A 24,528-nucleotide genomic window follows, 5' to 3' on the forward strand; every position below is an offset into this window, starting at 1 on the left:
ATTGGGGGAGCAGCCTTTAAATTTCAGTTATCACACCATGGAATTAGGTTGGGCGAGATTTCCTGACGAACATACTGTCAAAATGTGCGAATACAAAAGCGACCGCTTTATTTTGATAGTTCCTGCATTTGCTCAGGCGTAATATTGTAATGAAAGAACAGCGAGTGGAATTCGGTCCATTTTTGTCGGAACTGCTGCTGGAAAGCTTGGTCGTCAAGATGATACATGACGCCGTTCGCCCATTTCAAGCCCATGATGGCCATCATTCCGTCCATAATCGCATAGCGGGGCTGCACCGCAATCCGCTGCTTTTTGACGGCATCGACGCCTTGCCATTCCGGGCTTTTCAGAATCTGTTCTTTTTGCGCGAGCGATTTGACGATTATGACCTGCGGATTCCACTCCAGCACTTGTTCCATTTTGACCGGAAGGTTCTCGTCCGTCGAATTGCCGGACAAACCGCTCGCCACGTTCACGCCTCCGGCAAGCTCGATAACTGAAGCCATTATCGTATCTTTGCCAGGGGTTGCAAGCAATTCCGAATTCGCATAATAAACTTTCAACCGCTGGCTGTCGGGAATGCGCTTGCTTTCGCCTGCGACTTCTTCGATCGCGTTTTTCCAATAATCGGCCAGCTTCGCCGCTTCGGATTCGTTGCCGACCAGCTTCCCGATCAAGCGAATCGATTGTTCATAGTCGGTCAACGTATCTTTGGATATCGCGTAAACCGGAAGTTTGATTTTTTCGGCCAACTGATCCTTTTGCGGATCTTTCGTCATCGTGATGACGATGTCCGGCCGTACCTGCAGCAATTGCTCAGGATCGAGCCCTTTAAAAAATACGCCCGTCGTCGGCAAAGCTTTCAGCATGGCGGAATCTTGCTCGGCAAACAACTTCGGGCTGTTCTCTGCCAAATACTGGGATACAAAAACCATGTCTTTGCTTACCATCTTTTTCGGGGCAAGCCGCCAAAGCAAGTAGGACGGGATCGGATGCAGCGCTGACACGCGTTCGATTTTGCTTGGCACGGCTACCGGCCTGCCCGCCATATCCGTCTGCGTGTTACCCGATGTCGATGCCGGATCCGCGTTTTTCCCTAAGCCGCACCCGGACAGCAGCAGCGCCAGCAGCAGCACCGCAGCCATTACACTTCGCGTCGCAGCGCGCTTTTTGATTGTTTCAAACATATAGTCGCTCCCCTTCTCTGGTGTTATAAGTTGGCTAACTCAGGCATGACCCGGGTTGAAAAGCGCTCCAAAGATTTTTCCAGCAGCTCGGCAGGAAGCAATCCGAAAAAAGACGGCAGCAGATTGATATCGTTCACGCCGAGTTCTTCGCGAAGCTGCCTTAGCTTGCCGCTGCACGTTTCCGGACTTCCGATAATGGCGAGACTATCGTAAAACCGTTCCGGCTCCAAATCGTCTTCATCGTGTATAAGCGAGAACCGTTCGGTGCGAATCCGTTTCAACAGGTCCGTTAACCGGCATACGGTCGGCCAAATGTCCCTTCTTGCTTCTTCGTCGCTTTCTCCTACATAAACGAACCGCCCTACAGGCAATGCTTCCGAATCGCCTCCGGACTCCTTGTACACGTGGAGGCAGCGGCGAAGGCTGTCTATGGACTGAATGCCGTGCTGGATAAGCCGATACCCGGACCGGGCGATCCATTCGACGGATTCATCCGAATACGCAGCCACATAGACAGGAGGATGAGGCGCCTGAACCGGCAGTGGCGCAAAAAGAACTTCTTCATCCGCCAAAGAGACCATGCCGTTGCGCCAGTAGCGGATGATTTCTTCCAGCACGTTGCGAAATTGTGCCGTTCTTTGCTCGGGATCGGCGCCGTATGCTTCAAAATAACGGCCGGCGTGCCCGCGAGAAATGCCGAAATCGATTCGGCCGTCGGATAGCCGGTCCAAGGTTGCGATCTCTTCCGCCAGCCGCAGCGGATGATGCAGCGGAAGCAGCAGCGCCGAGAAGCCGATGCGGAGCCGGGACGACAATGCCGCTGCAGCAGCCGCCAATATAAGCGGCGAATAACCGTGCCGATCCGGCGCCGCAGCGTTTCGTTGAAAATGTTCCTCATTGATCCATATCGACGTAAAGCCCATTTTCTCGAGTAAAGGTATGAATGCTTTCATGCGGGCCTGCGGCAGCGATTCAAGCCCTCCGCTGCTTCCCGATAATCCGAATTTCATCGTTGATTACCTCCCTTTTATCATGCCGCTCTCGGCCATTACGGGTATTACAACGCGCACGGTCCGGTCCGGCGAATCGTCCAGCTGCGCCTTCGCCGTGCGGATATCGGCTTCGTAAAGCTCGCTGAGCAAAGCGGATGTCAAAATCCGATCCGGCGCGCCTTGGGCAATGAAGATCCCATCCTTCATGAATGCGGCCATATTGCAAACCCAGTGCGCATGGTCCGGGACGTGCGTAGTCATAATGACCGTACGGCCGCTCGCGCCCAAATCTTTTATAACTTGAAGAATTTTAAGCTGATTGCCGTAATCCAGACTCGCAGTCGGCTCGTCCAGCACCATGACAGGCGCCTGCTGGGCCAGTGCTCTTGCAATGAGCGCCATTTGCCTCTGCCCGCCGCTCAGCCGCGAAAAGCGCGTGCCGGCTAGTCCGGCTATGCCAAGCTGAACCATCGCGTCATGCACGATTCGTTCATCCTCTCCGGATGGCGATGACAGCATTTTGATGTAAGGATTCCTCCCCATCATGACGACATCAAAGACGGTCTGGTCCATGTCGGCCAGCGCCGCCTGCGGAACGTACGATATGCGCCGTGCAAGCTCTCCGGGCTTCAAAGAGGCCACATCGGCCCCTCCGACCCGAATCGTTCCGGGCGCAGATTTCACAAAGCCAAGGAGGCACTTGATCAGCGTCGTTTTGCCGGTTCCGTTCGCACCGAGAATGCAGAAAACATCTCCCGGCCGAAGCGAAAATGAAAGCCCGCGAAGCAAAGGGCGGTCGGGCGAATAATGAAAACGAAGATTATGTACGTCAAGCATCACCGTTCCCTCCTCCCTTTTTGAATGAGCAGGAACAAAAAGAACGGTGCGCCCAGCAGCGCAGTAATAATTCCGAGCGGTATTTCCGTCGAACCGATGGAACGCGCAGCCGTATCAACAGCGAGCAGCAGCATGGCGCCGGCCATGAATGTCACCGGGAGCGAACGCACGATATTTTCTCCAGCCAGCATTCTCGCCATGTGCGGAACGAGCAGCCCGACCCACCCTACGATTCCGCCCAAGCTTGTGGCGGCGGCCGTCAGCAGTGTCGCGCATAAAATGACAATGAGCCGGATCCGGGCGACCGGGACGCCGAGCGAGCGGGCCTCGTCTTCACCGGACGAGATGACCTGCAGCGGCCAGCGTAATCCGAGTAAAACAAGCAGTGCGATTGCGATTGGCACGAGCGTTATCCAAACTTGGCTGCTTTTCACACTCGCAAAGCCGCCCATCAACCAAAACACGATGCTCGGCAGCGTATTGTCCGGATCGGCCACATATTTCACGATGGAAATCAGAGCCTGGAAAATGGCAGCCACGACAATACCGCTCAAAATGATCATCATATTCGAACCGTTCCATGCTAATCTGGAAACGAAAAGCGAACAGGCGACCGCAACCAGGCCGAATGCAAAAGCAAGCAGTGGAAGCACCGTCCAGGGCAATAACAGCAAAAGGGCGAGCGACGCGCCGAATCCGGCCCCGGCGGAGACGCCCAGTATATCGGGCGATACCAACGGATTTTTAAAAATACGCTGGTAGACGCTTCCGGACACCGCAAGAGCTCCCCCGGACGCAATTGCGGCAACGATGCGGGGCAGCCGAATGTCCCAAACGACCGTATTCATAATATCGGAGGTTTCACGGGCCGCGCCGAATCGGGAAAACAGGGCATCGGCCACCTGCCAGGGGGAAATGGAAAACCTCCCGACCATAAAAGACAAAAGCACAAGCGCCGCCAGCCCGGCTAATAATACGAGAAATACCCATCTGTCGCGGATCGGGCTTATGGACCGCATATCGTGATCACCTCAATCGCTTGACTGGCCGGCTTGTTCGAGCCGATTCAAAAAGCTTTCCAGCAGCGCGACGGATTGTTTCATCTGCGGCCCGGCGTCCAGCATCTCCTCCGCTGTCTGAATAAACAGCGCATCGCCAATTTCGTCACCGCAGTTCTCGACGATCAACCGGACATTATCCTGCATCATTTCCAGATGGAACTGAAAACCGTACACGGACCGGCCAAAAACGAATCCCTGATTGCGGCACGCAGCGCTTGACGCGAGCAATGTCGCGCCTTCCGGCAATTCGAACGTCTCGCCATGCCAATGAAACACGACCGGCGCCTCGGGAAAAGACTGAAAAACAGGCATATTCAGCCCCGCTTGCGTCCATTGAAGCGGAAACCATCCGATTTCTTTTTGTTCGTTCGGATATACCTTCGCACCCAGCGCATCCGCAATCAATTGTGCGCCCAGGCAAATGCCGATGACGGTTTTGTTGCTGCGGACCGCTTCGGCAATGTAGCGCTTTTCACCAAGAAGCCACGGGAATTCACGCTCGTCATGCACGCTCATCGGTCCGCCAAGAACGAACATCCAGTCCCAGGAATCCATCGGCGGAAGTTCTTCTCCGGCGTATAATCGGCTGACTGAACACTCGTGCCCTCTTGCATGGGCCCAATCCGTAATTGCTCCCGGGTTTTCAAAAAAGACATGCTGCACACATTGAATTCGCATCCTGTTCATCCTCTCCTTATCCAATCCGGTAATAAAACTAATTATATCTAAACCAAACTAATTATTATCAATATATATCGTTCTACGATTTATTTCAATGCAGGTTTGATATATTTGCGTCATTTTTCATCACATAAAATGGCGAAAAGCAGAAGTTTTTGTTAAGTTTCTGTGAAAATTCAACTTTTTGTGTTATGTAAAATAACAAAGATTTACCCTGCACGTTGTAAAGTCAGGCAGTTACGGAACGCGCGCACAGAACCGGTTCGCCCGGATGCCTAACCGCCAGGCTGCCTAGCAGCGCGAGAAAGCCAGCAAAAGTGCAGGTTTTCACCTATTCATGCGCTGAAAACGAAATATTCCTGCATTTGTACAGGCTTTTTGCCCCGCACAGGGGCTCAGATTCACTTTCAGCGAAAATTCCTGCACTTTTGCAGGCTTTTCACCAAAACAGTCCAAATTCAGAGAAGAAAACTGCATTTCGCAGGTGCAGCACTATAACATCTCTATATGCAAAAAAAGGCCCCTTCCCCAAGGAAGAGACCGTTAGATCCAACTTTACTTTAGATAGAACGCGACCCGGTTCCGTATCTCCTGCGGCGGCTCCAGACCCATTTCCCGGCGGTAAGAGGCTTCGTACCTTGCGTATTGTTTGGCGAGCTGCTCCGTGTCCCCGGTGCTTGCATAAATATCCAGCAGCATCTGATTCATTTCCTCATGCAGCGGATACAGAGTCAAATACGTTTCAAGCCGCTGCTCCGCCCTTTTCCAATCCTGTCCTGCAAGATCGTGCCGGATCAGACTGCGCATTAGCGCTGTGTACTGTTTGAAATACCCTTCCTCAAGCGGAGTTTTCCAGATGTAATCTTTTCTGTCCAGCAGGGGGCCTTTGTACAATGAACACACATGTTCCGCATGCGCCGTATCCTTCAGCTCTTCTGCAGGGGAAAAGCCGTACTGCTCGTATTTCAACACATCGTACACTTGATCGGCTGGTTTCAGTATGTACCCTTCGTTCATTTTTTGAATGTCCATGCCGATTTCTTGCTCTTTCAACAGTTTTTTCAAGCGATACATCGTGTTGTGCAAATTGTGCGACGCGCGGTCCTCGCTCATTTCCGGCCACAGCAAGTCCGCCAATTGCCATTTGTTTATATCCTGATCCGGGTGGCAGAGGAAAAATGCGAACAGCTCCTCGGTCTTGCGTGTCGGAAACCGGATTAGCGAGCCTTCGCGATTTCGGACTTCGAATCTCCCGAAGCACTGGATCGAGGCAAGCCTCGCCTGCTGCTTGGCATCGGCGGCTGGGCGATGCAGCTTGACGAGCCGATTCGCAACCCGCTCGATCGCGGCGGGCGTCACAGGTTTCAAAATATAATCGGAGGCATACACCTTGAACGCATCCAGCGCGTATTGCTTGTAAGCTGTCGTGAAGATGATTTTCGTATGCTCCGACACTTCAGCGATCTTTTCCGCCAGTTCCAGCCCGTTCATCCTTGGCATTTCCACATCGAGGAAAGCGACATCCGGCTGAAGCTCAGGCAGGCTGGCCAGTGCCTCAAGCGAACTTGTGAACGCACCTGTGATCGTGAAGTGCGGGTTTTGCCCGATGACATATTTCATTAAATTCAAAATCGGTATTTCGTCCTCAACAATGACCGCATTAAACAATCTTATCCCTCCCTCGCCCGCCTGAGCCGGCGATATCGTTATTCCTTACAGGCAAATACATCGTTATTTTCGTTCCGCTTCCCATCTCGGAGCTGACGGTCAAAGTCGCCCCCGGCAAAGAATCCAGACGTTTGCGGATATTGCGGATGCCGATGCCGCTGTCCTTCAGCTCCCCTTTGGACATGCGGTACAGCAGATCATCCGGTATGCCGACGCCATTGTCTTCGACGACCACCCGGATATAACCGTCGCCCTCGCTGATCGCCAGCGTCACCTTGCCGTGGCCGTCCTTCTCGAACAAACCGTGCCGGATCGCGTTCTCAACAAAAGGCTGGATGCATAAAGAGGGAATTTCCACATGCCCGATCCGTTCGTCGTAATGAAATTCGTAGTCGAAGCGCTCCCCGAATCGTGCTTTCTCGATTTCGACGTACGCATGAATCAGTTCCATTTCCTGATAAAGAGGGACGAATAGCGTGGAACGATCCATATCCAGAATGTAGCGCAAATATTGACTGAGCATGGACAGCAAATACGCCGCTTTTTCCCCGTCCGTATAGCAAAAAGAAATGACGCTGCTCAAGGCGTTGTAGAGAAAATGCGGTTTGATCTGCGCGTGATGAAACGCCTGTTCATTGCGAATCGCTTCCTGGAGCGACGTTTTCACGGCGATCAAGGTGCGGATTCTGGCAATAAGCGTTTCGGCATCGAACGGCTTGGTCAAATAATCGTTCGCCCCGGCCCCGAAACCGAGCGCGATATCCTGCGGCGTGTCCTTGACTGTCGCGAACAAAATGGGCAGATCGAGTATGGAATGGCTGCTCCGCAGTCTCCGGCACAGCTCGATGCCCGAAATTCCCGGCATCATCACATCAAGAATGACGAGATCGACTTGCGGGTACTCTTCGATTTTCTCCAATGCTTCCTTCGCCGAGAAAGCGGTGACGACATTGTAGCGATGCCGCTCTAAAATATTCAGCAAAGTACGGATATTGGAAGCTTCATCGTCAACGATCATGACCGTATGTTCGTGCCCCTCCCAATTGTCCAGATCCTGCTCTTTACCGGTATGCCGCTGCTGCTCTTCCCAGGCGTACGCCGTTTCGCGATGAACCGGCAGCTCGATTGCGGCCGGAAGCGTAAAGGTCATTCTCGTGCCAAGACCGACCTCCGACCAATCCACCCGAATTTGTCCGCCCATCCGCTCGACCAGCTTTCGGCTGATGTACAAACCAACCCCCATTCCTGTATATCCGTCCTTCGGCAGCGGCCCGTCGAGCTGCTCAAAATATTCAAAAACGGCTTCATGCCTTTCCTTCGTAATTCCGGTTCCGGTATCTTCCACAGAAATCGTTACGGCATCCCCGCGGACGCCAGACATCACTTTGATCACCCCTGCGTCCGTATGCTTGATGGCATTGCTCACAAGGTTGTACAAAATTTGACGCAGCCGATTCTCATCCGCGAGAACCCAGACGTCGGAACCGACTTGATTGTCCAGCCGCACGGCTTTGCCCGCAAGTTCAAATTGCAGCACATCGAACACAATTTGCGCCGCCACCCGTACATCCACGACCGTCGGGTGCAGGAGCAGCTCGCCATGCTTCAAGCGGGAGACATCGATTAAATCATGAATCAGCATGGACAGTTTGACGGACGTATCTTTGATAAGCCAAAGATTTTGTTTTTGCTTCGACGATAAATTGTTGGCCTCGTCATCCAGCAGATGGGAAGTCAAATTCAGGATGCCATGCAGCGGAGTCTTGAGCTCGTGGGACGTGTTCATCAAAAATTCGTCTTTGAGCTGAATGGAAGCCGACAACTGATGCGATAAGATTTCCGTCTTTTCATAAGCGTTCGAGAACCTGACGGCGAGCAAAATATTGATGAAAATAATGAAGCAAATGACCCCGAATTTGCCAGCCAGGTCGGTCGGGACGACATTTTCCGCGTAGAGGCTCCCGTCCACCAGGAAGATCGCCAGCGAAACGCATCCGCCAATAAACAGCATCAATTCCTTCCGCTCGGACGATCCTCTTTGGCTTTGACTATACAAATATGACATTCTGCCAATCATGTATAGAGTAACTATGCCTAAGTAAAGCATGAGAACATATTTGGCAGAGATATGGATACGGTAAGGCAGCACGACAACCGCCGCAATATAGAGGACAGGCAGAGCAAGTATCCACTTCATGATCCGGGCCGTCATTAGCCGTGCCTCGACGGAACAGAAAAACACGATGATCACTGCCGCGCTTACAACTTCGCTTATATCCAGCAGCTTGTAGGCTATGTCAAAAGGGAGGCCGGGAAGCGCCCGCTGCAAAATTTTCTCGCCGTAAAGCACTTTTTCAAGCATCAGGATCAGCAAATACAGCCCGCTGAGCCAATACGTTTTCTCTCGCCGCCCGAGGAAATAGAAGCTGAGATGATACGCGCCGAACATGCCCAAAATCAACATAATCCCGATATCCGTTCCGAGTTGTATCCCGTTTAGCTTCGTCATGTCTCTTTCCAATCCGAACGGGATCGAGTTAACGATGCCTCCGGTGACAAATACGTAGTTGGACACTTGAATGACAATATCGATTTCTTTGTCGTTCGTGTAAAAAAACGCAGTATAAGGCGTATTGCCTGGTTGATTCGTCTCCAGACCGGCCGAAGGACGCCCGCTCTTGCCTTCCAGCTTGTCGTTGACGAACAACCGGTGGGAAATGCGGATGCTCCTTATTTTCAGACCGTAAACTTCATTCGCATCTTTAACCAACACTTTCAGCCGGTACGTTCCGTAGCCTTTGCTGTTCATGCCGCCATTCGCTGATTTTCCCCGCCAAGTGCCGGGTGCGGATAAATATGAAACTTCCGCCCGCGTTCCTTCGCGAAAATCGGCAGGCTCCAGCAGCTCGCCTTCGTAAAACTCCCACTCTCCATCGAGATTGACCCATCCCTGCTTGTGAAAGTCCCAATTCGACAAATCGAGCACCCCGCGCTTTGCAGGCGGCATGTCCCGATTCGGTATCGTTTGCGAATAAATTGCCGCGAACAGCGCAACAGAGAGCGCAAAAATCAAGCTGATTCCGATGATTTTGCGGTAATGACCCCTTTTCAAAACATAGTCCCCTTCCGGAATACGACCACACGACCTTGATCTTGTCATTCTATCATTGCACACTCACAAAAAACTCACAAGATAGGCGCAAGTAAGGGATGACTTCCGGGCAACAAAAAAGCAGTCCGAACCGGGCCTAAGCCGGAATCGAACTGCTTTTGAAGGTGACGGATTCGCCATGCTGTGACCGGCCGCCCGCTCGTGACACCGTTAGGCGTGCTCAGCGGCTGGTTGTTATCGCGTCGATGACTTGTTCCAGCCTGGACATATCTTTATGGAAAGGAGACAGCACAGTATGTACAGCGTTTCCTTCCAAATCGTGCAAATTGCGTTTGACGAAATTCGCAAGCGTGCCTGACGGTCCAAGATCGATAAAAATTGTATTTTCCTCGGGTCTCACATGGCTCAAGGCGCCGCGGAAATCGAATCGTTCCCTGACGACATTCCAGAAAAACTCCGCTTCAAAGTTGGTACAGGGCCCTCCCATGAGGCTGGATATAACCGCAGTCTGCGGGGACTTGAAGGAAACCGAGCTTAAATATTGCCGGTAAGACGGACCGGCCGCATCGATCCACCTGGAATGAAACCCGTAGGAAACCGGCAGCCTTAGATAGAGGATGTTGTTTTTCTTTACAAACGCTTCCACTTCCGATAGTCCCTCTTCGCCCCCGGAAACAACAAAATGAGAGTCATAGTTAACGGATGCAAGTTCGCTGTTCCGGTTCAGCGAAGGCTCGGCATCAAATAGCGAGCTGCGCTCAAGAATGGCCGTCATGCCTCCAGGTTCGCACTGATTTCGGATGCATTCGGCTTGGACAACCAAGGATTCCAGTGCCGAATCGCAGTCAACCGAGCCCGCAACCGCACAGGACGCAAACTCTCCCAAGCTCGTGCCCAGCACATAGTCGGGATAGATCCGATTTTCGATAAAAACTTGCGCCAAGGCGTACTCAGTCATAAATATAGCAGGGTGCGTGTAGTGCAAACGATCAAACGTGTCGCTGCTGCGACGAGCCTCATCGTACAATTCGCTCACCACTGATTTGCCGCAAATGTCGCAGACGATTTTGTCCAGCTTCAGCATCCAATGGCGGAACACGGGCTGATGGCGGTACAGCTCTCTGCCCATGTGATAATATTGCGAGCCTTGCCCGGAAAACAAAAACACGATCGCTTTCCCCATTGTTTTTTCACCCCCAGGTCTATTGAAAATTGTACGCTTTGCGCTGGTTCGGTCTCATTCTAAAATGAACAAAGTGCTGCAAAGAATCGATTTGAAACTTCCTTCGAACTCACAGCTTCCGCAGCCTTCGATAAAAATGGTATCTCCCGTAAATATGCAATCCGGAAGCAGGAATTAATAAACGGGTGTGAAACCGTTCGCAATGGAAACACTTCGTAATTTGCCATAGACCCTCCAGCTCGTTTTTGAGCATGAGAAAGCTTCCGGCCAAGCGCGGTTTCGCGTACCCCGGCCGGTAAACTCTCATAGCTGAATCGCGCTCATCGGAATGGAACCGTTCAAACCTTGCTTCCGTGCAGCTGTTTCGCCTTCGTTTTAAAAGCCTGGAGAAATTTGCCCGTTACTCCTTTACCGGCATACAGCTTTTCGCAAAATTCAAAAATCGTTTCATACACTTTGGGCTCGGACAGCATCACCATATGATTGGGTGAATCGATATCGATGATGTGCAGATTCGCAAATTGACGCTCCCGTTCCTCCCAATATTGGGCACTGTTCAAAGCGGACGAGTCTTCGGTCGTTGAAAAATAGGGCTCCAATTCCCCGAAAATAAGACCGCGCTTATTGCGGAAATAGTAGCAGGATACCGCCTTGGCGTCGGAAAGCGGCATAACGGAAAAACGGTCGAACTGGTAAGCGTGCTGGATTTTAATATTTGCTTCTATCATGGAATGGATTTGACTTTCGGTTTTGGTGAGCCCGCGTTCGTTTCCAAGCTCGATAAGCTGTTTCAGCAGTTGTTCTTCCTCCGCGTTCAAATCCAATTCATCCCTGTGAATAAGGGTTTGCGCAAATTTCTCCGGCTCTTGGAAATTTTTTGACGCGAGCGCCAGGTTCACCGCCTGCAATACCGCCTATTTTCTGGAAATTTCCCCTTGCTGGAACTCTATGCCGAAAGGCGAATCCAGCATTACAACCGAACTGACGGTTTTTCCCAATTCCTGCAATTGGCGTATGACTTCATAGGCCAGCACTCCGCCCAGCGAATATCCTCCCAAATCATACGGTCCTTCCGGTTGGACGGATTGAATAATGTGCGCATAATAGGCGGCCATTGCCCCGACTCCTTGCAGCGGAGACCGGTCGGTCATCCATCCTCTTGCCTGGATTCCGTAAAACGGACGTTTGCTTTTTTGGGCTAGCGATTGATACATTTCCACTCCGCCCAGACCGCCGTGGAACCAAAATACAGGCAGTCCCTCCTTGCCTTTGTTCAGCAAAATAAGCTCGGGAAACTGCGGCCAGCCGGCCGCAACCGGGGTCTTGGCTCGCTGTTGGAACAACTGCGGCTTATTATCTTAGTGAAGCTCGACGAGACGGATCATATCCTGCAGCGTCCTGCACGTCTGCAATTGGACCGGGTCGACCTCCGGATTCACCTGATTTTGCAATTGCTGCAGCAGCTGCATCAGTACAATGGAGTCAAGCCCATACTGAACTAATGGTATGTCCGGATTTATCTCGGCAGGTTCCATGCCCAATATGCGGGATAAGCTGTCAAGAACGCGGCTGTCGGACGGGATACCGTCGGCCGCAGCCCGGCTGCTGATTGTGACCGGTAGCTTGACCGGTCCTGCATTGGATTCCGGTTTATGAGGCTCCGGCCAACACCGTCTTTTCTCGAACGGATACGTAGGCAGCGACATTCTCCGCGGGTTTTCGCCTTCATGAAGCGATTCCCACGGAATTTTGCCTCCATTTGCCCAATGCGATGCCATTTTCTGCAAATTATTTTCCGCCAAAAGCGCTTGCCAAGCATCATCTCCCGGCTGCCCGAAAACCATGCTCCTGTCATCCGGGTCGGAGCCTCCCGTAAAAATAGGTATCGAGGCTTCCGCCGAAAGGAACGATTTGAAGCCGTCGATCAGCTCCTCCCTGCTCCCGGCCACGAATGCGAGGCGGCATTCCATTGGCTCTCTCCCTACTTGCAGCGTAAAGGTAAAATCGGCTAAAGAAAATGATGGCTCGCGCTCTGCAAATGCAAGCATCTGTCGGGCGGATGCCTCCAGGCTCCCATTCCTTTTCTTTGGGCTCCCTGCCCCGGAAAAACATAAGTTACCATAAGCTTCTACCATCCTCCCAGTTAGATTCGAATAGGTATGTTTAAGCTCTTTTTGACCGCATCAGCGTCCAACTCCACCCCTTTGGGGTAAACAATCGAGCAGACGAACGGATGAAGAAAAAAAGAAGCGGCTTCATATTGATAAAAGTTTTCATACCGGCTTATGCAACCATGTTCCCCGATTTCAATCCGATTCAGTTCAAAGATGCGAAGCGGCGCCATCAAGCCGGTCTTGAGCACTTTGGACAGCGCTTCTTTCACCGACCATAACACGGTCAGCATACTTTCGAACGAATACGGCAGCGAGTGAATGAGCTTGAGTTCCCATGGAGTCGCTTGACTTTCCAAAATATCCAGCTTATCCGGCCGGATGAGCTCGATATCGATGCCCAAAGGCTGCTTTTCCGAAAAAGCGACGGCGGCAGCCAGGTTCTCGCAGTGGGTGATGCTGACCTGAACATTGGGCCGATGAGCGACAATCGGCTGGGTAAAGATGCCTTGATCAATGCAAATTTGCTGCAAATCGTTCTCCTTCAAGTGAAGAGAGACGGTTCTCTTGGCTGCGTACCTGCCTGCCAAATAACTTTTGATTCTCCGTTCAAACTTGAGAGAACAGCAGATTCTCAATCTGACGCTCCATCAATCGTAAAAGTCCTCCCCGCCGGAAAAGAAAACATAAAAATGCCTGCGGATCCTCCCCTGGCAGGGAGGCTTCGCAAGCATTACGCAGCACCATGTGCATGACTATGGCCCTTACACGCACCTAACGCGCCGAAACGTCGATTAAGTTTACGTAAGTTAATGTTACATAAAGTAATGAATTACCCATATAATACTATATTTTTTTATATCAGTAAACTACTAGTTCTGCAAGAAAATAATATCGGTTTCTTCGCATAGAAACTATGATTCGACATTTTCTCTATAGTTTTTTGGTATTATACCCATAAAAAAAACAAAAAGGAGTTTCACCTCATGTCATGGTACGTGCTATTCGTAAAATCAGGATCACAATTGAAAACCAAGAAGTGGCTTGATCTGAAATTTGATAGCAGCGTGTTGCATTGTGTGATTCCTAAAAGAAAAGTGCCCGAAGAGGAAATACTCGTAGTGCTGAAGCTTATTCATCACAGCGAAACTATCGAATATTCCCGAGTCTATTTCAAGGAATCGCGTATAATCGTTCAGGCAGGTCCGTTAAAAGGAATGGAAAGCTCGATCAAAAAAATCGACAAGCATAAAAAGCGGGCCAAAATGAAAATGACCATGATGGGAGCCGAACAGTTAATCGATTTTGGCATTGAGATCATTCACTCGAATGAACGAACGGATATGTGATATCATTTATATCATCATCAAATAAAAGGAGGAGTCGCTGTGCCAAGAGAAAAAATCCCCCGGTAATCTCGCGGTCCCCCCTCTCATTGCGCTTTCTATCCCATTCAATTCGACAATGAGAGGATGAGTGTGTTGGTTAAATCAGTTGATTGGAAAGACTTGAGATTCGGTGTTGAAATTGAGTTTATCGGCGGCGATGCGGAAAATTTGGAGCTGCTGCCCGGATGGGTTATTTCATTGGATGAGCTGCAGATTGACGAGACGGGCGCAGATTCGGGCAGCGAGCTTAAAACGCCCCCGATCTTGTGGGAAGACCGGGAACAAATACGAGTCATGTTGAACCGGCTGCATGTGCAGGGAGCATCTGTAAATTGGAGCTGCGGACTCCATGTTCATATCGGTTTGGAATCGTGGGGGCAAGATATCGTGCTTCCGCTGATTGATGCAGCGCTACTGTATCAACATACGATCCGGGCGCTGTTACAGACGAGCGAGCATCGGCTTATATTTTGCCCTCCTGTCACTCGAGAGATGCGGAGCCGCTTTATTTCTGATCCGGGTCCGGACGCAGTCCATCATCGGGGACGCCCTCAATCCCATCGCTGCGGAATCAATGTCGGGGCCTGGTATGATATCGGCACCGTGGAAATTCGCTATGCGAACGGCACCTTGGACTACGATGAGGTGCTCAATACGATCGAGCTTTGTCTGCGGTTCGTAGCGGCGATCGGCGCCGGCCGCAAGCTTTCGTGCGACCCGCAAAGCCTTGCGGCGGAACTGGAAGCTCCCGCCACAGGCTATCCGGTGCCAGTGCCGATTCCCCGCTGGTATCAGGAAAGAATTTGGCTCGAGGAATCCCTTTTTCCGGCTGTAACCGATCTTGCGGCTGAGCTTGGGCAAGACGGTGAAATTCTCCACATTCTGCCTGTCTCGGACGGCATTAAGATTGTCATAGAAGACGCTGACGGACAGTTGTTCAACTATGTTGTCCAACCCCCTTCCGCAGGCTGGACTCTAGTGCGTCAGCAATAATTTGAACCTTCCGCCGCTGCCGCGATATTCGCAGAGTCCCCCGCCGTAGGCCTCGCCTATACGGGGTGCGGAGGTGCAGTGGGCCTTCTCGCCTCTCCTGCGCAGACCTGTGGTGGGCCCACCTCGACTGTACGGGTTGTAGAAGGCCTCTCCTGCTTGGGTTGCGGAGCTAGAATAGACCTCTCAGGGGTTGTAGGGCTGAAGTGAGCCTCACCTCTCCTTCACTGCGGGGCTGAGGTGGGCGGCAAGGCTACTTGGCACGGAAAAACCTGCGAAAGTGCAGGTTTTTTCCGTAAAAAAGGTTCATTTTCGCGAAAAGCCTGCAATTGTGCAGGAATTTTTGCTGAAAATGAACCGTAGCCCATGTTCGCGGCGAAAAGCCTGCACAATTGCAGGAATTTGTCGCGAACAGCGTATCCATCGAGCAAAAGCTGTACTTTTGCAGGTTTTCTTCGCGCGATCAGGCAGATGGTGCGGTCGGCTCTGGCGTGTGGGTTTCTCACCCTGCAAAAACTGCACTTTTGCAGGCTTTCTCCGCATTGCCGAGCAGTTGCTGCCTCTAGAACGCGAATTCCTAGCTTTTGCAGGCTTTCTTCGCGCGACCAGGCTGATGGTGCGGTCGGCTCTGGCGTGTGGGTTTCTCACAGCCTGTAAAAACTGCACTCTTGCAGGCTTTCTGCGCATGGCCACCCGATTTCCCGCCAGACTCTTGCAGCGCTTCCCTGCGGGCACCTCCTCCAAGTCGCGTTTCTAGTAGCCGGCTAGTCCAAATCAATCACCTTCAGCGCATCATGAATCTCAACGGCTACGTTGCCCGGCTGTCTCCATTCGCTGGCGTATCCGAGGCAGGCGCAAATCAGCTGCGTATGCGCATAAGCAGTTGATTTTCTGTAATGGACATGTCCCATAATGCCGAATTTGACAAGGGGGTCTTCATACAGCTCGGCGTACTTTTCGCTGCCCAAAAAACCGTTGAAATAGTCCCATGGTTCGCGGTCCGCCGGCACTTTGAAAAAAGGATGCGTCAGCATGTGCGTAACCAGCACGACTTTTTTGCCCTTGTGCTGCGCCAGCTCGTTTTTCAATTTGTCGTAAAAAAATTCGGTCATCTCCTTGTTGCTCTTTCCCCATCGTACGTGCAAGCTGTCCCCCCACGTTCTGTCCGCAGTCATCATCCGGTCAAACTGCTCAACCGAATAGCGCGGATCGCCAAACGAATAGTCATACCACCCCGAGTCCCCGATAATGACCCAGTTGTCATTCGGGCAATAAGGTTCCCCGCTTAGGCAGCCCGGCGCTTCTTGGAACTTTTTGTAAGTATCCCAAGTATTCTGCACATCGCCGTTCACCGACCAATAATCGTGATTGCCCGGAACGAACAATACTTTAATCCCCGTAAGCTTTTCGATTTCCCGTACGGCCTCTATGCTTTGCAAGCAATCATTCGACAGATCGCCGGCGATAATCAGCAATTGTAACTCATTCTGTTTGACGGCATCGCATAAAGCGGGCAAAACCGCCTTCTCCTTATTGATATCCAGATGCAAATCGGAAATTACGCCTGTTTTCATCGGACTTTCCCCTCTCGGCTTTTTTATTCGTACAAATGGCACCTTACAAAATGTTTGTCCGCAATTTGCCTTAGCTGCGGCTTGATCTGCGTGCACTGCGGCTGCGCAAAAGGACATCTGCCGTGAAACGAGCAACCGTCAGGCACATAACCGGACGCGGGGGCGCCGGATTGAACAAGGAATGGATTGCTGTCCTCATCCTGCCGGTTCAAATCAGGCACCGCATAAAATAAAGCTTGCGAATACGGATGCATGGGCTTGCTCCCGATCAAGTCCGCGTCAGCGATCTCCACCATTTCCCCCATATACATGACACCGACGCGGTTGCTTATATATTGAATCACATTCAAATCGTGGGAAATAAACAGCAGCGTTAAATCAAAGCGCTGCTGCAACTCTCGAAGCAGGTTCAAAATTTGGGCTTGAACGGAAACGTCCAGCGCGGAGACGGCTTCATCGGCAACGATAAATTCCGGGTTCAGGATGAGCGCGCAGGCGATGCCCACTCTTTGCCGCTGGCCTCCGCTCAATTCGTGCGGATAGCGGTCCAGATAGGTTTCGTCCAGACCTACGTGCCGCAGCATTTGCACGACGGCTTGCCTGCGGGCCTCACGGTCCCCCATCCGATGAATGATCAGCGGTTCTTCCAGGATCGCTTGCACCTTCATTTTCGGATTTAGCGACGAGTACGGGTCCTGGAAAATCATTTGAATGTGCCTGCGCAATTCCTGCTGCTCTTTCCCTTTGACATTCGTAATGTCCTGGCCGCGAAAAGCCAAGGTCCCCTCTGTCATCGGCAAAAGCCGCACCAGCATTTGGCCTAATGTCGATTTGCCGCACCCGCTCTCGCCGACGAGTCCGAAAATTTCGCCTTTGCGGATTTCGAACGATACGCCGTTGACCGCTTTGACGTGCGAGCGCTTCTCCAGCATATGTTTGCGTGGAACCGGAAAATATTTGTGCAGTCCGTTGACTTCAACAAGCGGTTCGCTCATACGATAGCCTCCATGTTCGGGAAATGGCAGCGCACTTGATGGCCGGGCGCCTTCTCTTCCAACTGCGGCAGCTCTTCATGGCAGCGCTTGTCCGCTTTAGGGCACCTCGGCGCAAAAGGGCACCCTTTTTGTTCCTCTTGAATGGAGGGAACGAAGCCCGGCATCGTGTAGAGCGGCTTGCCTTTTTTCTCGGCGGTCGGCAAAGACTCGATCAGCCCTTTCGTATAAGGATGCAGCTGCCGTCGGCTCAAACTGGCCTTATCCGCTTCCTCCACGATATGGCCCGCGTACATGACGATAATGCGCTGGCACAAATTAAAGATAACGCCCAAATCATGCGAAATAAACAAGATGGACGTATTTTGCCTGGAATGAATGGTTTTCAGGAGGGCCAGAATCTGGGCCTGCACCGTCACGTCCAGCGCGGTTGTAGGCTCATCGGCGATCAGCAACTGCGGGCCGCAGACGAGCGCCATGGCAATGACGACGCGCTGGCGCATTCCGCCGGAGAGCTGATGCGGGTAATTGTCGTACAGCTGTTCGGCTCGCGGGAGCTCCACCTGCTGCATCACTTCAAGCGCTTTTGCTTTGGCCTGCTTTGCCGACAATCCGCGATGCCGGATTAATCCTTCCGCAACCTGCCTGCCCACGGGAATAAGCGGGTTGAGTGAAGTCATGGGCTCTTGAAAAATCATCGATATCCGGTTGCCGCGAACGTTCATCCAGCCCTTTTCATCCAGTCCGGACAGATCGCTGCCCTGAAACCGCATTTGTTCGGACACGCTGCGCGCGTTCGCCGGCAGGAGCCCCATTAACGCCAGCGAAGTGACGCTTTTGCCGCAGCCGGACTCCCCGACCAAGCCGACCACTTCGTTTTCGCGAATATGAAAAGATACGTCCTTGATCGTCTTGAATTCGCCCTTGTCCGTAGAAAAGCGGACATTTAAACGATCGATGCGAAGTAATTCGTTAGCCATACGCCCTCCTCTTCCGTTACTTCCGTTTATCGGCCAAATCTCTTAAGCCGTCTGCCAAAAAATTCAAGCTGAGTACCATCAGCGTAATGAAGCTTCCCGTAATAATCGTGTACCAGGGAGCCGACATCACGTATACCTGCGCCTCGTTCAGCATTCTCCCCCAACTGGCCAGCGGCGGCTGAACCCCCAGACCCAAATAGCTGAGCCCGGCTTCCGCCAAAACCGATCCCGCACCCGCGAGCGCCGCCGCCACGATCAGCGGTGAGGTCATGTTCGGCAAAATGTGGCGAAAAATAATGCGGAGCGGACCCGCACCGCGCACTTTGGCCGCCTTGATAAATTCAAACTCCTTATACTGGATGACCCCGCTTCTAATGATGCGCGAAAATCCGGGAATGCTCATAATGCCCAGCGCGATGATCGTATTGCCCAGACCCGGCCCGAACACCGTGACGAGCATGAGCGCGAACAAAATGCCCGGGAACGCCATCATACCGTCCATAATCCGCATAGCCAGCTCGTCGATCCAGCCTCCGAAATAACCGGCCGTCGCACCGATCAGCAGGCCTCCGGTCAAACCGATCGTAACAGATAAGCTGCCGACATAAAACACGATCCGCGAGCCCTCCATAATCCGGCTCAGGATGTCCCGCCCGAAATTGTCGGTGCCGAACCAGTGGGCTGCGCTCGGGTGGGCCAGGCGCTGTCCCGTGTTCATCGCCTCCGTGGCATAAGGCGTGTAAAACAAGCCGACCAAAAAGACGATAAACAGGATAGCGAACAAGAAGGCGCCGATCATGAGATGGACGTTCTTATAAAATCTGCTCAACTTCATCAAATTAGCCCTTTCTACCGATTCTTGGATCGACTGCTTTATACAAAATGTCCACGATGAAATTAATCATGACGACGGTGATGCCGATGTAGAGAACCATTCCTTGAACGAGCGGCAAATCTCTGCTGTTGATGGACGTCACGAGCAAGCTGCCCAAACCGGGCAGACTGAACACATTTTCCACAATAATGCTGCCGCCCAAAGTTTCCGCCACGATCAAACCGAGCACGGTCAATACCGGAACAAAAGCATTGCGGATGACATGTCCGTATAAAATGGCGGCCGCATTCAATCCCTTGCTCCTGGCCGTCCTCACATAATCCTGTTTCATTTGGTCCATGACGGTGTTTCGGATATAGCGGATGAGGACTGCCGTATTGTGAATCGCAAGCGCCGTCGAGGGCAGCAGCAGCGATCTGAACGCTTTCCACGGATCTTCGCTCCAGCTCACATATTCCCCGGAAGGCAGCCAGCGCAGCACGACCGAAAATATAAAAATCAAAACGATGCCCAGCCAAAAGGAAGGAATCGCCAGCCCTAATTGCGTGATAAAAGATAACAGATAGGCCACGGGTTTTCCATTGCGGGTTGCGATGAAAATGCCCAGGGGGAGACCGATCAGCACGATCAACCCCATGGAAATGAAAGTCAAAGACAACGTGACCGGCAGACGGTCGCCCAGAAGCTGAAAGACGGGAAGCTGATAGCGGACAGACATCCCCAGATCGCCGTGGAGAGCCGCTTGAATCCATTCGGCGTAGCGGACAATGGCCGGCTGATCCAGCCCCATCTGCTGTCCCAGAACTTCGACCTGCCTCGGATCGGCGTCAACGCCTAACATAATGAGCACCGGGTTTCCGGGAAGGATTTGAAATACGAAAAAGGTAATCACGGATACGAATAGTACCGTAGATAGCAAAGTTGCGATTTTTCGGGCAAAAACGGTCACTGTATACCCTCCATCAGGATTGGGTGTAGTACAAATCCGCCATATTCAGCAATTGGTTCGGATAAATTTTGAATCCGTTCAATCCTTTTTTCATCGCTGCGGTTTGGTTCATGTCCATAATATAGACGGATGCCGCTTCTTCCGTCAGCAAACGCTGCGCTTTCTTATAAATTTCGATCCGTTTGGCGGTATCCGATTCCAGCGTCCCCTGCTTCATAAGCTCATCATATTTCGGATTGGAGTAGTTAATAAAATTTTTGCCGTAAGAACTGTCGTACCGGATTAGCACATCATAAGGGTCCAGCTTGCCTGTAAAGCTGATTACAGTAGATACGTAATTGCGTTTCGTGTACACATCATCCAGCCATTTGCTCCATTCGATCTGTTTGATCTGCACTTTGATGCCGACCGCCTTCAACTGATCGGCGATGACCTGGGCGGTGTCCACATGGGTTTTGTAGTTGGACGGAACGGTCACTTCCAGGTCGAAGCCGTTCGGATAACCCGCCTCGGCAAGCAAAGCTTTGGCCTTTTCTACATTCACGTTGTACATTGTGTCAAGACCCGGTTCGTAGAAGCTCGCCATCGCCGGGCTCATATTGGAGCCGAGCTTTGTGCCGTTTCCGTCCGCAATCGTTTTAATAATCGCATCCACATCGATCGCATAATTGATGGCTTGTCTTACTTTGAGGTCGTCCAGCGGCTTCACTTTATTATTTAATGCCATTAACTGCACCATATTTTGCGGACCTTTGACGTAATTGAAGCCATCTCCCAACTGCTGCAGCCCTTGCGCCGAAACCGACGGGATCATGTCGATGGCGCCGGATTTTAACGCCAGCAAAGTTGCGTTGGCATCGGTCATGAATTTAAACTCCACCCGATCCAATTTGGCGGCTTTATCGGGATTGTAGAAATCTTTATTTTTCTCCAGAACGAGCGACTGCCCGGGTTTGTATTCCACAAATTTGAATGGTCCTGCGCCAATCGGCTGCTTGCTTTGATCTTTATAATCTTTGGGCAAAATAGCCGTAGTCGTCCGGGAAATAAACGACGAATCGCTCACTTTCAAATGAATGACCGCTGTATAGTCGTCAGGCGTATCGACGCTTTTCACCATCTCGAATTTAGACGACAGCGGCTTGTCGCCGTTAAGACCGGCCAAACGGGAATACGAATATTTCACATCCTGAGAAGTTAGCGGCTGGCCGTTATGAAACTTGACATTTTGCCGCAGCTTAAACGTGTATGTAAGCCCGTTGTCGGTAATTTGATAGGACTCGGCGATTGCGGGTTCCATACTCCCTTTGTCGTCATTTCCGAGCAAACCGTCGAACACATTGTCCATCATGGAAGCCGTATCCGTCGCTGAGGATAAATACGGGTCCAGATTATCAGGCTCCGTAGCAATCGGCAGTCTGACCGTTCCCCCTTGCTTGGCCGCTGCGGCCGTTTCCGCTTTCGGACTCTGCTGGGGACTGCCGGCGGCTGTGTCCTGGCCGGACTTCTGCGGACTGCACGCAGCTAGAATAAGGACGAGCATCAAAACGCAGCATACAAAAACAACCGGTTGTTTGCTTATTTTCTTTTTCATGGTTTCTCTTCCTCCTGGTTATTGTTCTTTCTCCGTTTTCCCGACAATCGACCAACTGAAACTTTCTTCAAAAGCTTCGAACATGTGCTCCATCGTTTTCATGCTTTCCTGCATGCGGTTTTTGTCGTGAATCGACATTTCCCGCAAAATCGCGTTGACAAGCGCGAGCGGAGCCGTATAAGAGTCCAGAAAACTGACCGATTTCGTCAAGGCGTACAAATTGACGTCCCCATACTTCACGAACGGCGACATTTTCGAATCGGTCAGCACAATGACGCGAAGCCCGCGCTGCCTGGCAATCTCCGCAAGCTTCAGCGTCCTTCTGCAATATCTCGGAAAACCGCTGATGAACATCACATCCCGCTTATCCAAATAGGTCGCGTATTCTGCGGTTTGCCCCTGCGGGATGAGCTCGGCATTGCCCAACAAATATTTGAAAATAAACCCCGAAAATGACGTAACCGCCAGCCCCATCCGCCAGCCGGCCACCCAAATTTTGTTTGCTTGAAGCAGCATGTCGGCCGCTTTTTGCAAATCGGAGTAGTCATTGAGCCGGCGAGTCGCCTCGATATTATGAATTTCCGCATCGTAATGTGCGTCCACCCAACTGCTGTCCGAAATGTCGGCGGTCTGCTGCAGCCTCGAAATCGCTCTTTGCTTGAATACGGCTTCCTTAATCGCTCCATGCATGTCTTTGTAGTTCGCGTAATCCAAAGCTTGCGCCAGCCGGTGCAGCGTCGCTTCGCTGACGTTCGCAAGTTCGGCGATTTGGCGTGCGGGCAGCGTCACAATTTCAACCAAATTCGAAGCAATGTAGTGCGCCGCTTTTTTTTGACTGGTGCTTAGTGAATCGAAATGCAAATCTATTCTCTCTGTTATTTTCAACTTTGTTACCCCCTGGATATTTACTGCAGCGCCTGTTTACGTTGGCACCACGGCAGCACGCCCGTTACATCTTCGATAACGGCCTGGAACGATAATTCTTCGATGCCCGTCGTTCCGAACCGGTTGATGAGCAGGCAATCCATCCCGACTTTGCGCGATCCGATGACATCGTCGTAATAGTTGTCTCCAACGTATAGGCACTCCTCCGATTTCAATTTTTGCTTGTCGAGGGCGATTTTAAATATTTTCGAACTGGGCTTTTCCACGCCGACCTCGGCAGAGACGACCACTTCGTCGAACAAATCATCAAGGAGATTGTCCTGCAGAACTTGTCTGGCCGATAAATCCCAGTTGGAAATCAGGCCTACGCCGTAACCTTCCCGCTTCAGCTTCAAAAGCGTATCCCTCGTATGCGGATAAGCTTTCCAAATATCGACGCTGAAATAATTGTTTTGCCTGAAATGCGCCACAACGTTTTCCAAATCAATCGCGATGCCGAGAAAATGATTGACGACCCCGATATACCACAAAAAGTACGTTGAGCTTTTTTGGCTCAGCACTCCCGGATACTCCCGCATGAACAGCTTGTCCGTGCAGTGAAACGCCAATTCGACTTCGCGAACCGTTTTCTGAATCTGGTATTCGCTGGAAAGAATGTTTTGATACAAACGTCCTATGTAACGATCCACCAGCGTATACCCCAAATCGAACCATACGAATGTTAAAGCCACTCTGCCGCCTCCCAAATGAAGCATTTGCTACATTTTTTTTATTTTGAATGATTTGCCTCACTGCCATTGTACTTGCCTTGTGTAAATGGAATGTCAGAATAAAATGAATTGTTTATTAAGGTGAAAAAATAGCATGGATTCAGCATCCATGCTTGTTGCAGCTTTGCGCTGTGGCGGCTAGGGCTCCGCCCTTATGGGCGGAGATTCCTGCGCTATAGCGGGCATTTCCTTCAAACCGGCCTCTTCCTGCGAAAATTTCTGTATTTTCGCAGGTTTTCAGGCAAGGCCGGCCGTTGCTTGAACAGCCCGGGCCGCTTGAGCTAGTGCGCCAGCAGCGACGTGTTCACAAAGCCTGCAAAAGTGCAGGTTTTTGACCCTCGTAGCCCTTGTTTCCGGAAAATTCCTGCAAATCTGCAAGCTTTTCCGTCCAAACCTAGGGCCCCGCCCCCTCATGCGCGGAAATTCCTGCACAATCGCAGGCTTTTCCTTCAAACCGGCCGGTTCCTGCGAAAATTCCTGTATTTTCGCAGGTTTTCGGGCAAGGCCGGCCGTTGCTAGAACAGCCCGGGCCGCTCGAGCTAGTGCGCCGGCGGCGTGTGTGCACAAAGCCTGCAAAAGTGCAGGCTTTTGACCCTCGTAGCCCTTGTTTCCGGTAGCGTCAAGAAGTTTGTGTAAGTCAGTAGGGTAGCTCGTCGAAATAATGGATGAACTGTTATTTTGCGAATATTCAGAACAGATGGCCGGCGGCGGGTGTAGCCCAAGCGAAGGCGCGGGAGTC

At 51.6% G+C, this 24,528-nt stretch carries 23 protein-coding genes; 2 read left to right on the forward strand and 21 right to left on the reverse strand.

Going from position 1 to position 24,528, the window contains the following annotated elements; all coding sequences use genetic code 11:
* Positions 1 to 107 precede the first annotated feature (107 nt).
* From AC3G2T_RS36315 to AC3G2T_RS36370, 12 genes are all read right to left on the reverse strand, one after another.
* Positions 108 to 1,187, reverse strand: coding sequence for an ABC transporter substrate-binding protein (locus tag AC3G2T_RS36315; RefSeq protein ID WP_488438494.1), 1,080 nt, complete (start codon positions 1,185 to 1,187; stop codon positions 108 to 110).
* A 23-nt stretch (positions 1,188 to 1,210) separates the two neighbouring features.
* Positions 1,211 to 2,197: an LLM class flavin-dependent oxidoreductase gene (locus AC3G2T_RS36320; RefSeq protein ID WP_488438495.1), complete on the reverse strand. Its 987-nt coding sequence runs from the start codon at positions 2,195 to 2,197 to the stop codon at positions 1,211 to 1,213.
* Positions 2,198 to 2,203: 6 nt separating this feature from the next.
* Positions 2,204 to 3,016, reverse strand: a complete 813-nt coding sequence (locus tag AC3G2T_RS36325; protein ID WP_488438496.1) for an ABC transporter ATP-binding protein — start codon at positions 3,014 to 3,016, stop codon at positions 2,204 to 2,206.
* The gene (locus AC3G2T_RS36330) at positions 3,016 to 4,035 is read right to left on the reverse strand and encodes a FecCD family ABC transporter permease (RefSeq protein WP_488438497.1); all 1,020 of its coding nucleotides are present in this window, start codon (positions 4,033 to 4,035) and stop codon (positions 3,016 to 3,018) included. The genes AC3G2T_RS36325 and AC3G2T_RS36330 overlap by 1 nt, the downstream gene beginning before the upstream one ends.
* Positions 4,036 to 4,047: 12 nt before the next feature.
* Entirely contained in the window at positions 4,048 to 4,755 is a 708-nt protein-coding gene (locus AC3G2T_RS36335; protein WP_488438498.1) for a type 1 glutamine amidotransferase, read from the reverse strand.
* Between the two features lie 558 nt (positions 4,756 to 5,313).
* Complete coding sequence (locus AC3G2T_RS36340; protein WP_488438499.1) at positions 5,314 to 6,426, reverse strand: response regulator; 1,113 nt, start codon at positions 6,424 to 6,426, stop codon at positions 5,314 to 5,316.
* Positions 6,419 to 9,538 carry an ATP-binding protein gene (locus AC3G2T_RS36345; protein WP_488438500.1) on the reverse strand — a complete coding sequence of 1,040 codons (3,120 nt, stop codon included), beginning with the start codon at positions 9,536 to 9,538 and terminating at the stop codon, positions 6,419 to 6,421. Before AC3G2T_RS36345 ends, AC3G2T_RS36340 begins: the two co-directional genes overlap by 8 nt.
* Positions 9,539 to 9,758: 220 nt before the next feature.
* On the reverse strand, positions 9,759 to 10,721 hold the full coding sequence (locus AC3G2T_RS36350) for an acyltransferase domain-containing protein (protein ID WP_488438501.1): 963 nt from the start codon (positions 10,719 to 10,721) through the stop codon (positions 9,759 to 9,761).
* 338 nt (positions 10,722 to 11,059) lie between these two features.
* The gene (locus AC3G2T_RS36355; protein ID WP_488438502.1) at positions 11,060 to 11,620 is read right to left on the reverse strand and encodes a hypothetical protein; all 561 of its coding nucleotides are present in this window, start codon (positions 11,618 to 11,620) and stop codon (positions 11,060 to 11,062) included.
* Between the two features lie 15 nt (positions 11,621 to 11,635).
* Positions 11,636 to 12,064 carry a thioesterase domain-containing protein gene (locus tag AC3G2T_RS36360; protein WP_488438503.1) on the reverse strand — a complete coding sequence of 143 codons (429 nt, stop codon included), beginning with the start codon at positions 12,062 to 12,064 and terminating at the stop codon, positions 11,636 to 11,638.
* A 15-nt stretch (positions 12,065 to 12,079) separates the two neighbouring features.
* Positions 12,080 to 12,856, reverse strand: coding sequence for a phosphopantetheine-binding protein (locus AC3G2T_RS36365; RefSeq protein WP_488438504.1), 777 nt, complete (start codon positions 12,854 to 12,856; stop codon positions 12,080 to 12,082).
* A gap of 8 nt (positions 12,857 to 12,864) precedes the next feature.
* The gene (locus AC3G2T_RS36370; protein ID WP_488438505.1) at positions 12,865 to 13,422 is read right to left on the reverse strand and encodes a 4'-phosphopantetheinyl transferase superfamily protein; all 558 of its coding nucleotides are present in this window, start codon (positions 13,420 to 13,422) and stop codon (positions 12,865 to 12,867) included.
* A 396-nt stretch (positions 13,423 to 13,818) separates the two neighbouring features.
* Between AC3G2T_RS36370 and AC3G2T_RS36375 the strand changes: the two genes are divergently transcribed.
* The gene (locus AC3G2T_RS36375; protein ID WP_488438506.1) at positions 13,819 to 14,181 is read left to right on the forward strand and encodes a hypothetical protein; all 363 of its coding nucleotides are present in this window, start codon (positions 13,819 to 13,821) and stop codon (positions 14,179 to 14,181) included.
* Positions 14,182 to 14,313: 132 nt separating this feature from the next.
* Complete coding sequence (locus tag AC3G2T_RS36380; protein ID WP_488438507.1) at positions 14,314 to 15,213, forward strand: amidoligase family protein; 900 nt, start codon at positions 14,314 to 14,316, stop codon at positions 15,211 to 15,213.
* A 221-nt stretch (positions 15,214 to 15,434) separates the two neighbouring features.
* On the opposite strand, the gene AC3G2T_RS36385 is transcribed toward AC3G2T_RS36380, so the two are convergent.
* The 9 genes from AC3G2T_RS36385 to AC3G2T_RS36425 form a co-directional block, all read right to left on the reverse strand.
* Complete coding sequence (locus AC3G2T_RS36385) at positions 15,435 to 15,716, reverse strand: hypothetical protein (protein ID WP_474680888.1); 282 nt, start codon at positions 15,714 to 15,716, stop codon at positions 15,435 to 15,437.
* Between the two features lie 258 nt (positions 15,717 to 15,974).
* Positions 15,975 to 16,784: a metallophosphoesterase gene (locus AC3G2T_RS36390; RefSeq protein ID WP_488438508.1), complete on the reverse strand. Its 810-nt coding sequence runs from the start codon at positions 16,782 to 16,784 to the stop codon at positions 15,975 to 15,977.
* A 23-nt stretch (positions 16,785 to 16,807) separates the two neighbouring features.
* Complete coding sequence (locus AC3G2T_RS36395; protein WP_488438509.1) at positions 16,808 to 17,779, reverse strand: ABC transporter ATP-binding protein; 972 nt, start codon at positions 17,777 to 17,779, stop codon at positions 16,808 to 16,810.
* Positions 17,776 to 18,756 (reverse strand): ABC transporter ATP-binding protein, encoded by a 981-nt coding sequence (locus AC3G2T_RS36400; RefSeq protein WP_488438510.1) that lies wholly within the window; start codon positions 18,754 to 18,756, stop codon positions 17,776 to 17,778. The genes AC3G2T_RS36395 and AC3G2T_RS36400 overlap by 4 nt, the downstream gene beginning before the upstream one ends.
* A 16-nt stretch (positions 18,757 to 18,772) precedes the next feature.
* Entirely contained in the window at positions 18,773 to 19,591 is an 819-nt protein-coding gene (locus AC3G2T_RS36405) for an ABC transporter permease (RefSeq protein ID WP_488438511.1), read from the reverse strand.
* A gap of 4 nt (positions 19,592 to 19,595) precedes the next feature.
* Entirely contained in the window at positions 19,596 to 20,540 is a 945-nt protein-coding gene (locus tag AC3G2T_RS36410) for an ABC transporter permease (RefSeq protein ID WP_488438512.1), read from the reverse strand.
* 13 nt (positions 20,541 to 20,553) lie between these two features.
* Positions 20,554 to 22,134, reverse strand: a complete 1,581-nt coding sequence (locus AC3G2T_RS36415) for an ABC transporter substrate-binding protein (RefSeq protein WP_474680882.1) — start codon at positions 22,132 to 22,134, stop codon at positions 20,554 to 20,556.
* 18 nt (positions 22,135 to 22,152) lie between these two features.
* On the reverse strand, positions 22,153 to 23,019 hold the full coding sequence (locus tag AC3G2T_RS36420) for a MurR/RpiR family transcriptional regulator (RefSeq protein WP_474680881.1): 867 nt from the start codon (positions 23,017 to 23,019) through the stop codon (positions 22,153 to 22,155).
* Between the two features lie 20 nt (positions 23,020 to 23,039).
* A complete protein-coding gene (locus AC3G2T_RS36425; RefSeq protein WP_488438513.1) occupies positions 23,040 to 23,750 on the reverse strand; it encodes an HAD family hydrolase in 711 nt (236 codons plus the stop codon).
* Between the last annotated feature and the right edge of the window lie 778 nt (positions 23,751 to 24,528).

It is taken from the genome of Paenibacillus sp. sgz302191, from assembly GCF_057749925.1.

Bases quoted from the DNA above. Each gene is read 5' to 3' on its own strand.
- AC3G2T_RS36315 (WP_488438494.1), bottom strand. From the start codon at position 1,187: ATGTTTGAAACAATCAAAAAGCGCGCTGCGACGCGAAGTGTAATGGCT.
- AC3G2T_RS36320 (WP_488438495.1), bottom strand. From the start codon at position 2,197: ATGAAATTCGGATTATCGGGAAGCAGCGGAGGGCTTGAATCGCTGCCG.
- AC3G2T_RS36325 (WP_488438496.1), bottom strand. From the start codon at position 3,016: ATGCTTGACGTACATAATCTTCGTTTTCATTATTCGCCCGACCGCCCT.
- AC3G2T_RS36330 (WP_488438497.1), bottom strand. From the start codon at position 4,035: ATGCGGTCCATAAGCCCGATCCGCGACAGATGGGTATTTCTCGTATTA.
- AC3G2T_RS36335 (WP_488438498.1), bottom strand. From the start codon at position 4,755: ATGCGAATTCAATGTGTGCAGCATGTCTTTTTTGAAAACCCGGGAGCA.
- AC3G2T_RS36350 (WP_488438501.1), bottom strand. From the start codon at position 10,721: ATGGGGAAAGCGATCGTGTTTTTGTTTTCCGGGCAAGGCTCGCAATAT.
- AC3G2T_RS36365 (WP_488438504.1), bottom strand. From the start codon at position 12,856: ATGGTAGAAGCTTATGGTAACTTATGTTTTTCCGGGGCAGGGAGCCCA.
- AC3G2T_RS36375 (WP_488438506.1), top strand. From the start codon at position 13,819: ATGTCATGGTACGTGCTATTCGTAAAATCAGGATCACAATTGAAAACC.
- AC3G2T_RS36390 (WP_488438508.1), bottom strand. From the start codon at position 16,784: ATGAAAACAGGCGTAATTTCCGATTTGCATCTGGATATCAATAAGGAG.
- AC3G2T_RS36395 (WP_488438509.1), bottom strand. From the start codon at position 17,779: ATGAGCGAACCGCTTGTTGAAGTCAACGGACTGCACAAATATTTTCCG.
- AC3G2T_RS36400 (WP_488438510.1), bottom strand. From the start codon at position 18,756: ATGGCTAACGAATTACTTCGCATCGATCGTTTAAATGTCCGCTTTTCT.
- AC3G2T_RS36405 (WP_488438511.1), bottom strand. From the start codon at position 19,591: ATGAAGTTGAGCAGATTTTATAAGAACGTCCATCTCATGATCGGCGCC.
- AC3G2T_RS36415 (WP_474680882.1), bottom strand. From the start codon at position 22,134: ATGAAAAAGAAAATAAGCAAACAACCGGTTGTTTTTGTATGCTGCGTT.